This is a genomic window from Psychrobacter sp. 1044 (assembly GCF_904846525.1).
GTDB lineage: Bacteria > Pseudomonadota > Gammaproteobacteria > Pseudomonadales > Moraxellaceae > Psychrobacter.
Map to the genome: position 1 here is coordinate 65,624 of NZ_CAJHAZ010000005.1, position 12,885 is coordinate 78,508.

Genomic DNA, 12,885 nt, shown 5'->3' on the forward strand with positions numbered 1-12,885 from the left:
TCAACACTTTCAAAAAACCTAACCTTTTCTAAAAATCTATCCTTATTTTTAGAAAGGCTATCCTTTATCAATACTTTTGGTGTACGCACAATTCACGAAGAAACACACCCGTGCGCAAGCTTATTTGCTAAACTTTGATTATTAACCGCTAAGGTTAGACCAAAAGAACAATTGATATCTTTAACAACTTTAATTTTATTTATTTGAACCAAAGGAATGTTTATGGCTGTTTATAATGCCCCTCTGAATGACATGCGCTTTATCTTAAATGATGTATTTAACGCGCCTAAATTTTGGCAAAACAACGAAAACTTAGCTCATGTCGATATGGAAACAGTCGATATGATTTTGGAAGAAATGGCAAAACTGTCAAAAAACATTCTTTTGCCAATCAACCGCAGCGGCGATGAAGAAGGCGCAACCTTTGAAGGTAATGGCGTCGTCACGACTCCTACTGGATTTAAAGAAGCGTATAAACAGTATGCTGAATCAGGCTGGGTTGGCTTAAGCGGTAACGCTGAATACGGTGGTCAAGGTTTCCCAAAAATGGTGACTATGCTGACTGAAGAGATGGTATTCACTGCCAACCAATCATTTGCCCTCTACCCTAACCTAACCGTTGGCGCAACACTGTGCCTAAACGCAGCGGCTTCTGAAGAGCAAAAGCAAACCTACCTAGAAAAAATGTACAACGGCGAGTGGGCGGGCACCATGTGCTTGACAGAGCCACATGCTGGTACTGACTTAGGTATCATCAAAACCAAAGCTATCCCTAATGATGACGGTAGCTATGATATCTCTGGTACCAAAATCTTTATCACTGGCGGTGAGCATGACTTAACCGAAAACATCATTCATTTGGTATTGGCAAAAACCCCTAACGCGCCAGAAGGCTCAAAAGGGATTTCACTATTTGTCGTACCAAAATTTTTGGTCAATGCAGATGGCAGCTTAGGCGAGCGTAACACTTTAGCAGTCGGCTCTATTGAGCACAAAATGGGCATAAAAGCCTCAGCCACTTGTGTCATGAACTTTGACAGCGCTAAAGGCTGGATGGTTGGTGCCGAAAACACGGGGCTGTCATCAATGTTCATTATGATGAACTACGAGCGTGTGACTATGGGTCTACAAGGCCTTGGTGGATCTGAGCTTGCTTACCAAAACGCTGCCTTATATGCCAATGACCGTGGTCAAGGTCGTAGTGATACGCAACTACAAAGTCCAGAAAAACCAGCAGATGCGATCATTCATCATGCCGATGTACGCCGTATGCTGTTAAATGCAAAAGCTAATACCGAAGCCTCACGTTGCTTTGCGATGTACGTGGCTAAAAATCTTGATCAGGAGAAGTTTAGTACCGATCCAGAAGCTGCTCAAGCCGCCGCTGCACGCGTTGCTCTATTGACGCCAGTTGCTAAAGCGTTCTTGACTGACAAAGCACTAGAAGCCACTATTGATTGCCAGCAAGTATTTGGCGGTCATGGCTATATCCGCGAATGGGGTATGGAGCAAATCGTTCGTGATACCCGTATTGCCCAGATTTATGAAGGCACCAACGGTATTCAAGCACTTGACTTACTGGGTCGTAAAGTGGCGAAAAATAACGGCAAATACGTCACTCATTTCTTAGGTGAAATTCGTGATTTTGTCAATAACATGCAAGCGGATCATGGTATCAAGCAAGCAACGCTAGATGCTGCTGACACGATTGAAGCATTGACCAACACTGTGCTTAGCAACATTGGCGAGCGTAAAAACGAAGTCAATGGCTGTGCCGTTGACTACATGCATGCCTTTGGTTACCTCGGTTATTCGTACATGTTTGCGTTGATGGTAGAAGCAGCTAACGGTAAAGAAGGTGAGTTCTATACCAATAAAGCCAAGCTCGCCGATTATTTCGTCGGTCGTATCTTGCCACGTATCGATGCTCATGCACAAATGGTTCAAGCTGGTAGTGATCCAATGATGAACTTTGATCTTAGCTACTTTGATGTACCTGCTAGCTAATTGCTTACTTTTATAATAAAGTAAGCCATACCGCACTACGATAAGGGGACAGTCACGCTACTGTCCCTTTTTTTGCCAAAAATATCATCACAGTGATGGTTTCCACAATCGATATAATGAGCGCCACAAAATAACTGCTAACAAAATAATTAACCGCTCAGGCATTGTTACGATTAAAATAACGCAAAGTCACAACATTAAGATTGGTACAAATATCTTTAACGCCGAAACCAATAAGCTCTGAACCAATAACTTCCAAATTAGTGAGCTGTAAATTGAAACCTAACACTCAATAGTGGTAGATATCGCGACATTAATAACTAATATAGTCATTCAAAACACCTATATCTTTGCTCATACTCAATAATAACAATGATTGAAATAACCACCACAAGGGATGCAATGTGTCAGAAATAAAACACATTTTACAACAGATTACAGCCTTAAGTGATGTGCCAGATCCTGCGGTACTCAAGCGCTTAATCGATGAGCTACGAGTGAGTGATAAAGAGCCCACGTTAGCCAATCAAAACATTCAAGAGCTGATTGATATTTTACGTCAACATCCAGAATATGCAGATGGACTGTCAAGTTTCGTCTTAAAACTGATTATTGAATATCGCCAAATTGCTTTATATACCGATACTGGCATCATGTCGGATCAGGGCTTTTTTAATAGTCTACGTCGCCTTATCGGGCACCGTTTTTTACCGCTATTGCCACAAGAAGATTCTGTCGTAGAATTGGTCGGTTATTTATTTGATAAACGCTCTGATGAGCGCTGGCTTGCCAATATTAAAAAAGACAAATGGGATGAACTGGTTGAGCTACTCAAAGTCGATGAGCAGCATTTAAACTTAGTTGCGACAGCAAAAAACAGTATTTTGAACGCGATCATCATTTTGTCATATCGTATCAGCGGTATTGGCTTGCATCCAGATTTGATGGAATTTTATCCGCAAATGCTGAATTATTCAGCGTCATTTGTGGCACAAAATCAAGAGGCGGTCTTATACGTCAATCAGTACCGAGAAGCGCATGAGCTTGATACTTTAACGGATATTACGCCCGAAAAAGCGGTAGATCCTGCGCCGTTATTGGTCATGATTGAACAATGCGAAGATATCGTTGCCACCATACGCAAGCGCATTTATAAAACAGGAATCTCTATTCGCCTGACCAACATGATGCTGCGTTTAGACCAAAGCTTGCAACGTATGCGCATCCTAACTGAACTGGTAGCAGATAATTATGATAAGCGTGATCAGGCGCTCATTGAGTTGATTCAAGCGCTGATTACCACTGCGAGCCGCCGTTATAGTATCGGATACTTAATTGATAATAATACCAAGCTGCTGTCGCGCAAAGTCACTGAAAATGCCAGCCGCGTGGGTGAACATTATATTAGTACCGATAAATCGGGCTACCAAAAAATGTTCAAGAAAGCCTCTATCGGTGGTTTTATTATTGCGTTTATGGCAACGCTTAAGATATTAGCCTATAACCTAGCCCTCGCACCGATGGGACGCGCCTTTGTCAATAGTATGATTTATGGATTGGGTTTTGTTTTTATCCATATCGTTCATGGTACGGTTGCTACCAAACAGCCTGCTATGACGGCGGCGGCAATCGCCTCTACTATCTCGGACGGTTCTGGCAAAAAGTCACACCAGTTAAATAAATTATCAGAATTGGTGGTCGATATTTTACGTACCCAGTTTGTGGCGATTATGGGTAATATTATGCTAGCGATACCAGTCGCTCTGATTATCTCTTTTGCATGGCTACAATATACTGGTGCGCCGATGATCAATACCGACAAGGCTGCACACTTACTGCATGATCTTGACCCCTTTCACTCACTGGCATTGCCCCACGCGGCCATTGCTGGCGTCTATTTATTTTTATCAGGTCTTATTGCTGGTTACTACGATAACTTGGCAGTCTACAACCAAATCGGTGCCCGTATTCAGCGCCACAAACTACTTCAATACCTACTACCAAAAACTTGGTTACAGCGTTTAGGAGGTTTTATAGAAGCCAACCTTGGCGCCATTATGGGCAATTTCTTGTTCGGGGTGTTCTTAGGTAGTACTGCAACAATTGGCTATTTATTTGGCTTACCGATTGATATTCGACACATTGCGTTTGCCTCGGCGAATTTGGCGCATGGACTGTTTAATATATCTGCCAACCAGTGGGATTGGCAGATTGTGTTTATTTCTATTTTAGGCGTTGCCCTTATCGGCATGGTGAACCTCATGGTCAGCTTTTCGCTCGCCTTATTTGTGGCACTGCGCTCTAAAGAAGTCAAATTCATGGAGTGGAGTCGTTTAACCAAGCAGCTTTTCAGCCATATGCTTACCCATCCTTCAGACTTTTTCTGGCCACGTGATAAGCCAATGAAATATGCTCGTATCGACAGTCAAGGACATATGATCTTTGACGATACCAGCGCTCATAAAGGGGGACAAACTATTCCTAATAATTATGTCGTGCGCCGTTTGTCTGATGTAAAAATCCTACCTAAATCCAAGCAAAAAAGCATGCAAAATGAACAGGCTATCACAGACATAGATTACGATAATAACATCTCAAATGCTGACACTGACGCTGCGCTAAAAAGTCGGGAAACACACAGCACCACCAATCATATCAGTACCAAAAAAACCATTGAACTCGATGATGGGCTGATAGATGAGGAGCTCAATAGCGTTCCTTATAGTAGTGATATTCAATATGATAAAGCGCATAACGCCTTTACTGAGGGTAATGAGACGACTGCCCATCTTGAAAACGATAACAGCAACCCTGAAAATAAGGCCACGGGCGATGCTAAAACCTCACTACCTAAACCCAAAAAACCACCAAACCTACCCAGCTAATGGGAAGGTTTTGGTGGTTTAACAAATCGTTTTGATAAGCCAAAATAGTTGCGGCGTGACCTCATTTTAAAAACGGAGATAGAAATGAGCCCATGCCCTAATATTATGTTTCTGGCTGTGAGCAGTGCGCACTTGACCTGATAATTTTTCCAACACTCAAGCGATAAGCCAATAGATCATTACCCCAAACGCAGCCGCCGTCAAGTGCACGCGCATGCGGTAAGTCTACCTCACCTTTCAGCGCTGCCCAGTGCCCAAATAATACCTTGCGATTCCGCGGCACTTGCCATTCAAACCAAGGCAAAAACCCCTCTGGCATAGACGCTTCTAACCCTGCTGCAAAGCTAAATTCTAACGTGCCATCTTGCTTGCACAGCCGCATACGAGTGAAATAATTGGCAATTGCACGCATTTTGGTAAAGCCATTAATATCTGGATACCAGTCATCAGCAGTCTTACTATATAAATTTGGCAATAAACGATCCAGCTGTTTTAAACTACTTTGCAATTGTGACTCTAACTGCTGCGCATACTTTTCGGCATCTTCAATACTCCAATGTGGCGGAATACCAGCATGAACCAAGACCGTCTGCTCATCAGGAAAAGCCAATACTGGCTGATGACGTAGCCATTCAAGCAGTTCATCGCAATCATCGGCAGCAAAAATAGGCGCTGTCTGATCCTTTTTTTTAATCTTTGCCGCACCGCGCCAGACAGCGATCAAATTGAGATCATGATTGCCGAGTACTGTCGCGGCTGCGCCTTGCTCGCAAAGTGCTTTGACATGACGCAAGGTACTTAACGAATCTTCACCACGTGCCACCAAGTCCCCTGCAAACCATAGCTTGTCTTGTGCAGGATCAAAATCCAATATTTCAAGTAAATGAAGGTACGCCGCATAGCAACCTTGCAGGTCACCGATGACATACTGATGGCGAAAGCTCATAAATCCTCAGTGTTTTTACGTGATAGTTTTATGTGAAAATTTTATATCGTCATTTCCATATAAATGTCTTTGACGACGAATCGGCAGTAACTCGATTTAAACCTCTACTTTACGCGCTTGATTACTCAAATTCACAAAATCCTTCACACTTAAGACTTCAGGACGTGCTTGTGGGTCGATGCTACACGCTGCAAAATCTTCTTCGCTCAATGTCGGTAGCAACGTTGATTTTTTAAAGATGGCACGTAGCGTCTTACGACGATGGTTAAAGGTTTCGCGTATCACCAATGCAAAATACTCTTCGTCTTCTGCGACGACTGGCTTAATGATATGCGGCGTCAAACGAAAAACCGCACTGGTTACTTTTGGTGGCGGATTAAAAGCACCACGTGGTACGGTCAGTAGATAATCGGTATGGCAATGATACTGCATAATGACAGATAGGCGACCATAAGTTTTGCTACCTACATCCGCCGTAATACGCTCGACCACTTCTTTTTGCAGCATAAAATGCATGTCTTGAATCACATCGGCATAACTGAGCAAATGAAATAAGATAGGCGTAGAAATATTATACGGCAGATTACCAACCACACGGAGCTTGCCACGCTCATCGCTATACAGCTCGCGATAGTCGACATGCATGGCATTGTCTTTGATGATCGTAAAGTTTGGATGGCTGTTGGCACCGATACGAATACGCAGGCTATCTGCCAAATCACGATCCAGCTCGACCACAGTCATCGCATCTACTTCTGCCAATAATGGCTCAGTCAGTGCGCCCATCCCTGGCCCAATCTCAATCAAATTGTCATCGCGCTCTAAGCGAATGCTCTCAACAATCTCACGGATGACACTGCGATCATGTAAGAAATTTTGACCAAAGCGCTTACGCGGTTGGTGTTTGGCAGCGCGTAGGCTGTTGGTAATAGACTGAGCATCAAACGATGTTTTGGACATAAAAAAGTCTTCATAGATAAAAAAGAGAGGGTCGATAAGGCAATGCCAGCAATGTGCTAGTTTTATAATGATGAATTATAACACAGCTCATAATTGCACTGTATTTTTGAGATATTTTATTATTAAACTACCCATACATTAGCGCAACCGAGGCAGTGTTTTTTTTGTTCTAAAACCATTTGGTATAATGTTGGTTATATATAAGGTTCCCTAGTAAGGACTTGAATCTTTGGCTGTTGTAGTACCAGTATGCTTCTGAGTGTACAAAAGGTCAGCATCTCGAATTCAATATCAAATATTTCAGCTCAGATTTGCGATATCGGTTGCTTATGCAGCATACTTGTTAATAAAGATATGGAACGCTAAATAATTATTTGACTTTAATATGCTAAGGAACAAAACTTTGAAAATGACTACTGATGTTAAGAAGCAGCATACCGTACCCCGATTTTTATTGGATAAGTTTAGTTTTGAGACAAGTGGTAAGAGAAATAGGTTGTTTACTTTTGATAAATTGAATGAAAAAGTTTTTGAACAAACTGTATTTAACGCAACAACCATGAATTCATTTTATAACTTTGTAGATGATCCTGCGTCAATAAGTTTGGAGCCCGTTCTTGGTGTATATGAAGATCAAGCAGCTCCGTTAATTAAAAAAATAGTTGAAGAAAAAAGTATTTCTTGGTTATCTGAAGAGGATAAGTACAAAATCGCTGAATTCATAGCTGTGCAGCAATCAAGGACACATACACGTTTGCAGTTAATAGAGCGTATGGCTAGCGTTCTTGATATACGTCTCACACAAATGCATCCTTCGAGTGAGAAAGTAGAAACTGGGTTTGGACCGGAAGGGTTAAACGATCGTAAAAATATTTTTCTCAATGGAATAGTAAGTCAAGAAGAAGTAATATCAATTTTTTTAGAAAAGTCCTGGATACTTTTTGAGACAACAAAAGAAAACCCATTTTTCATATCTGATAATCCAGTCACACTATACAACAGTATTAATATGGGGGTATATGGCAACTTGGGCATTGCCCTTGAAGGGATAGAGATTTATATTCCACTGTCATCCACTATTACATTGGGTTTAATTTGTCCTTCGGTTGCCAAGTTGAAGACTCAAGAATCAGTAAAGATATTAAATAAACCTAACGTAATAGTGGATCTTTTCAACGCATTGGATGCGTCTCAAAAGAAGTTGGTTCTAGATGATGCGGGGCAAACTGAGACTGAGTTTTTGCAAGCGGTAAAAAATCTAAATTCATGCATAGAAATGGCAGAAAGCTTTGAAGATGGTAGCTCATATCTTATACAAGATGAGAAGCTGAAACATTTAAATAGTTTGCAAGCCGCACAATCTGAAAGATATGTTTTTTCTACAATAGATGATTTCGAAGTAGTACAGAAAATGATTGCTATGAATGAGCAATACAAATATGGACCAAGTGTAAAAATAGGATAATTTTTCGAAATCATTTATTAATGCATACACCAGTGGAACAAGTTAATTCACCTTTTAAACCCATTAACAGACCACTTAAAACAGAATGCCATAATGGAACCACTTATATCAGGTCATGTTTGACGACTTATAAATGGCCATCATTCACACCAAAGTTAGCCAATACTGAGTTAAAAACCTCGCCAAGGCACTGACTTATGCAAGAGGTCTATTAATAAGCGATTTATCCGCCATCTCATTAGCCATCAGTAGTGCTTGGTATAAGCTAGTCGCACTTGCGCCGCCGCGCCCCGCTAAATCAAGCGCAGTCCCATGATCAACCGAAGTACGAATATAAGGCAAACCTAAAGTCAGATTAACCGTATCACCAAAACCATGTGATTTCAGCACTGGCAAACCTTGGTCATGATACATCGCAATCACCGCATCACAGTTGGCTAGATGTCTGGGTGTAAATAAGGTATCCGCTGGCATCGCCTCTGATATATCGACGCCTGCTTTGATAAATTCTTGCAACACTGGATTGATGATTTCAATCTCTTCTATACCTAAATGTCCACCCTCGCCTGCATGTGGATTGAGACCGCAGACTAAAATACGTGGCTGCGTTAAGCCAAATTTTGCTTTCATCTCATCGACGATAATTTGTACGGTTTGGCGTACATTGTCAGACGTGATTGCAGCAGGGATATCTTTCAACGCTAAATGAGTGGTGACAAGCGCGACTTTCATGGCTTGATTGGCGAGCATCATCACGACTTTATCACAGCCACTTTGCTGCATAAAAAACTCTGTATGACCGCTAAACATCGTGCCATCTAATAGTTTAATATCGGCTTCTATCAGTGCAGACTTTTGCAATGGTCCAGTGACGATAGCGGCCACTGTTTTATTGGTTGCCAACTGATGGGCAATGTCTAACTGCTTAGCAACCATTGCTGAATTGTGCGTGTTAATTTGTCCGCAGACAACTGGCTCAGCACAAGATATATTAAGCAGAATAAAAGAACTATCCACGTCCGTATCTGGCTGCGACATCTGCTCTACAACGTTAAGATTAAAGTCATCGGCATCGATATCAATAGTTTGCCAGATGGGAGGGTTTTTCAATACATCAGCTGCAACCAACTCATCTGCGCGCTTTGTCATAGCGGTGCTATCGGCGGTGACCCAAATTGGGCGTTCAAAATCTTGCAATTTACCCTCAGCCGCTAATAGCAGCACGATATCCATCCCAATACCAGCAGGCTCACCAGTTGTGATTAATAATGGCAATTTTTTTTGTATATCTTGCATCGTAACTACGCCTTTATATTTATATTGAGTCGTGAATTTTATTGTATTTTTTATGGGAAAAATAAGTACTGACACTTATATTGTATAGATGATTTTTTACTTATTACAACCGTCATCTAGAATAGATAGTTGTCTATCTGTGCCGAAAAAAGCCTATTATGTGTTAAACTTTCGCTTTTGATTATAGCATTTACCAGTCAACACCGAGCTCAGGTTTTGGTACTTCAATTATAGTGGCATGTGGCGTTTTATTTGCTGTATCAGCACCCAATGAAACCCTGATATCACATACCCATTTATACCCTCTTTTATATCGACTTTTGACACATTAGGCAATCATGGCAGACAACGAAAAAACCGACGACTTACTCAATCAGACACCGCCGCACAATATCGACATTGAAAAGGCATTGCTCGCGTCCTTAATGAGTATCGAAGAGGCGTACGACAAGATTGCTGATATCGTTACCAAAGATGATTTTTATGCAGGGCGGCATCAGTATATTTTTGATGCTATTGCTCATTTAGCGGCAGTCAACGAACCCTATGATACGGTCATGGTACACGACTGGCTAGAAGCACAAAAACTCCTTAAAAGTGCAGGCGGCGATAGCTACTTGGCAGATATTTTGAGTCAAAGCCCTGCGACCTTGTTTAACCTGACCGCCTATGCTCAGCGCGTTCGTGAACTATCTACTCTACGCCAATTGATTACGACTGGCAATGAGATGCTCACGCTCGCCTATAACCCTAAAGACCAGAGCGTCAGCGATATTTTAGACAGTGTTGAGGGTAAGATATTTAGCATCAATGAGCAGCACAACAAACGCGCCGAACAGCGTGGACCTGTGGGCATTACTGCTGTTTTGACCAATGTTATTGATAAGATTCAAGAGCTAAAATCCAATCCCGATGGCATGATTGGTTTACAGACGCCGTTTGCTGAGTTGAATAATAAAACCCAAGGCTTGCAGGCAGGTGACTTAATCATCGTGGCTGCCCGTCCTTCTATGGGTAAAACCACCTTTGCCATGAACTTGGCAGAAGGTATTTTATTTAACGAAGATCTGCCTGTTGTGGTGTTTTCGATGGAGATGCCTGCTGAGTCTATCGTCATGCGTTTGCTATCCTCATGGGGCGCGATTAATCAGACGCATCTGCGTTCTGGGCAAATGAATGAAGATGAATGGGCAAAAATGATGAACGCCATTCAGCACTTACAATCTAAACATCTCTATATTGATGATAGTACTGCTTTGCCACCATCTGAGATGCGTTCACGCTGCCGCCGTATCGCCAAAAATCATGATGGTAAGCTTGGCGCTATCGTCGTCGATTATCTCCAGTTGATGAAAGTGCCAAACCTAGATGGCAACCGTGTTGGGGAAATCTCTGAGATTTCACGTAGTTTAAAAGCCTTAGCACGTGAGCTTGAATGTCCTGTTATCGCTTTGTCGCAGCTTAACCGCAGTCTAGAAAACCGCCCTAACAAGCGCCCTATTATGTCGGATTTGCGGGAATCGGGTGCGATTGAGCAGGATGCCGATTTGATTATGTTCATCTATCGTGATGAGGTTTATAATGAGAATACAGACCACAAAGGCGTGGCTGAAATCATTATTGGTAAGCAGCGTAACGGCCCTATCGGCACCATACGTTTGGGCTTTGAAGGGCAATTTACCCGCTTTATTAACCTAACGCCAGAATACTATCAAAACGTCAGTTTCGAAAACGACGAATGATTAATCTTATAAAACTTAAGCCTAATAAAAATCAGCCTGATAAAGACTGAAGCTTAATCATAAGCGAACAAATAGTTTTTAATAAAATAGCCAGTGCTGCATTAGGGCGTGTCTTCATTTCAAAAATGGTGATAAAAATGAGATAAATTGCCGTCAAACAAGGAAAATAGCGCAGATAATATCGGGATATTAACCAGCTATTTGACGATGTTTGGCAAGATTTAGCCATTTTTAGCCCATTTAGAGGACTATCGAGTGAATTGAAGACACGCCCTAGCCTAATTCATGCAGTACTGGCTTTATAACTTCATAATTCTACTTATAAAGAAGCCAATTATGCGTACTATCACAATCAAACCACAAGCCATTACTCACAACTTAAACCAAGTTAAGAAAATGGCAGCAAACTCTAAAGTTCTCGCCATGGTCAAGTCCAACGCTTACGGACATGGCGTGGCAGCAGTATTGCCTGCATTGCAACAAGCAGATGGTATTGGTGTTGCAACCTTGACTGAGGCGCTAGAAGCTCGGCAGTTAGGCTGGGACAAAACCATTGGTTTGATTGAAGGGGCATTTACCGCTGATGAGTGGCAGCAGGCCATTAATAGTGATATTAGCTGCGTGATTCATCATGCACCGCAATTGCAGTGGGCACTCGACAATATCCCACTAGCCAATAGTGCGACCAGAGTGGTTTGGCTTAAATATAATACTGGTATGAACCGTCTAGGCTTCAACGCTGAAGGTATTATGGCAGCGGCTAAGCGCCTGCATGAAGCGGGATATCAGCTGATACTAGCCACGCATTTTGCTAATGCCGATGACAGCACTCATCCATTAAATGCGATGCAAATTCAGCGTTTTTCGGAGGTATTAGATACCTTACAAGCGACCATTAGCGCTGATATCAAAGGCTCATTATGCAATTCAGCTGGTATCGTTAATTTTCCAGAGCATCATTATGATTGGGTACGTCCCGGCATTATTTTATATGGTAGCGCACCTGTCATTGATAAAAGCGCGCATGAGTTAGGCTTACAGCCAGCGATGGATTTCAGCGCACAAATTATCGCCCTGCAAACAGTTCAGGCAGACAATGCTATTGGCTATGGCAGTCGTTGGACAGCGCAGAAAGACACTAGAACAGCGCTGGTGAGTGTCGGCTACGGCGATGGTTATCCTCGTGTCATCAGCGATGAAGCCTATGTCACTGTTATAGATACTACCAACGATAAAAGCTACCGATGCGCAGTCATTGGACGCGTGGCAATGGATATGATTGTCATTGATGTCAGTACCGCGCCAGAAGACATTGCGTTAGACAGTAAAGTAATACTGTGGGGCGATGCTCCGCACGTCGATGAAGTCGCCGCGCATGCTGGTACGATTAGCTATGAGCTACTATGCCGCCTAAGCATTCGCCCAAATCGCATACAAGTATAATTATGCTGACCTCGTCACTATTCATGTAATGTCTGTTTGACAGACTTATAAATCACGGCAAATTGGACATTTACATTAAGCCTAATTGCGCTATACTAAAAGTTTGTTGTCACCCCAGTATACGCACTGACGCGATGCTAT

At 42.2% G+C, this 12,885-nt stretch carries 8 protein-coding genes; 5 read left to right on the forward strand and 3 right to left on the reverse strand.

The genetic code is table 11. The features are described 5' to 3' along the window. Positions 1-222 precede the first annotated feature (222 nt). Together JMX82_RS04650 and JMX82_RS04655 are read left to right on the forward strand one after the other, a co-directional pair. A complete protein-coding gene (locus tag JMX82_RS04650) occupies positions 223-2,007 on the forward strand; it encodes an acyl-CoA dehydrogenase C-terminal domain-containing protein (protein WP_201539664.1) in 1,785 nt (594 codons plus the stop codon). A 404-nt stretch (positions 2,008-2,411) separates the two neighbouring features. Beyond that, positions 2,412-4,892, forward strand: coding sequence for a site-specific recombinase (locus JMX82_RS04655; RefSeq protein WP_201539665.1), 2,481 nt, complete (start codon positions 2,412-2,414; stop codon positions 4,890-4,892). A 103-nt stretch (positions 4,893-4,995) separates the two neighbouring features. Here the strand turns inward: JMX82_RS04655 and JMX82_RS04660 are convergent, their stop codons facing one another. Together JMX82_RS04660 and rsmA are read right to left on the reverse strand one after the other, a co-directional pair. Continuing rightward, a complete protein-coding gene (locus tag JMX82_RS04660) occupies positions 4,996-5,838 on the reverse strand; it encodes a symmetrical bis(5'-nucleosyl)-tetraphosphatase (RefSeq protein ID WP_201539666.1) in 843 nt (280 codons plus the stop codon). 96 nt (positions 5,839-5,934) lie between these two features. Beyond that, positions 5,935-6,798: a 16S rRNA (adenine(1518)-N(6)/adenine(1519)-N(6))-dimethyltransferase RsmA gene (gene rsmA / locus JMX82_RS04665; RefSeq protein ID WP_201539667.1), complete on the reverse strand. Its 864-nt coding sequence runs from the start codon at positions 6,796-6,798 to the stop codon at positions 5,935-5,937. 409 nt (positions 6,799-7,207) lie between these two features. Between rsmA and JMX82_RS04670 the strand changes: the two genes are divergently transcribed. After that, entirely contained in the window at positions 7,208-8,263 is a 1,056-nt protein-coding gene (locus JMX82_RS04670; protein WP_227676353.1) for a DUF4238 domain-containing protein, read from the forward strand. A gap of 195 nt (positions 8,264-8,458) precedes the next feature. Here JMX82_RS04670 and pdxA read toward each other — a convergent pair whose 3' ends face one another. After that, positions 8,459-9,550 (reverse strand): 4-hydroxythreonine-4-phosphate dehydrogenase PdxA, encoded by a 1,092-nt coding sequence (gene pdxA / locus JMX82_RS04675; protein WP_201539746.1) that lies wholly within the window; start codon positions 9,548-9,550, stop codon positions 8,459-8,461. Between the two features lie 347 nt (positions 9,551-9,897). On the opposite strand from pdxA, the gene dnaB reads away from it, so the two are divergent. Together dnaB and alr are read left to right on the forward strand one after the other, a co-directional pair. Next, a complete protein-coding gene (dnaB, locus tag JMX82_RS04680) occupies positions 9,898-11,301 on the forward strand; it encodes a replicative DNA helicase (RefSeq protein WP_087815967.1) in 1,404 nt (467 codons plus the stop codon). 336 nt (positions 11,302-11,637) lie between these two features. Beyond that, on the forward strand, positions 11,638-12,744 hold the full coding sequence (gene alr / locus JMX82_RS04685) for an alanine racemase (protein WP_201539669.1): 1,107 nt from the start codon (positions 11,638-11,640) through the stop codon (positions 12,742-12,744). The last annotated feature ends 141 nt before the right edge of the window (positions 12,745-12,885 follow it).

Bases quoted from the DNA above. Each gene is read 5' to 3' on its own strand.
- JMX82_RS04650 (WP_201539664.1), top strand. From the start codon at position 223: ATGGCTGTTTATAATGCCCCTCTGAATGACATGCGCTTTATCTTAAAT.
- JMX82_RS04660 (WP_201539666.1), bottom strand. From the start codon at position 5,838: ATGAGCTTTCGCCATCAGTATGTCATCGGTGACCTGCAAGGTTGCTAT.
- dnaB (WP_087815967.1), top strand. From the start codon at position 9,898: ATGGCAGACAACGAAAAAACCGACGACTTACTCAATCAGACACCGCCG.
- alr (WP_201539669.1), top strand. From the start codon at position 11,638: ATGCGTACTATCACAATCAAACCACAAGCCATTACTCACAACTTAAAC.
- JMX82_RS04670 (WP_227676353.1), top strand. From the start codon at position 7,208: ATGACTACTGATGTTAAGAAGCAGCATACCGTACCCCGATTTTTATTG.
- rsmA (WP_201539667.1), bottom strand. From the start codon at position 6,798: ATGTCCAAAACATCGTTTGATGCTCAGTCTATTACCAACAGCCTACGC.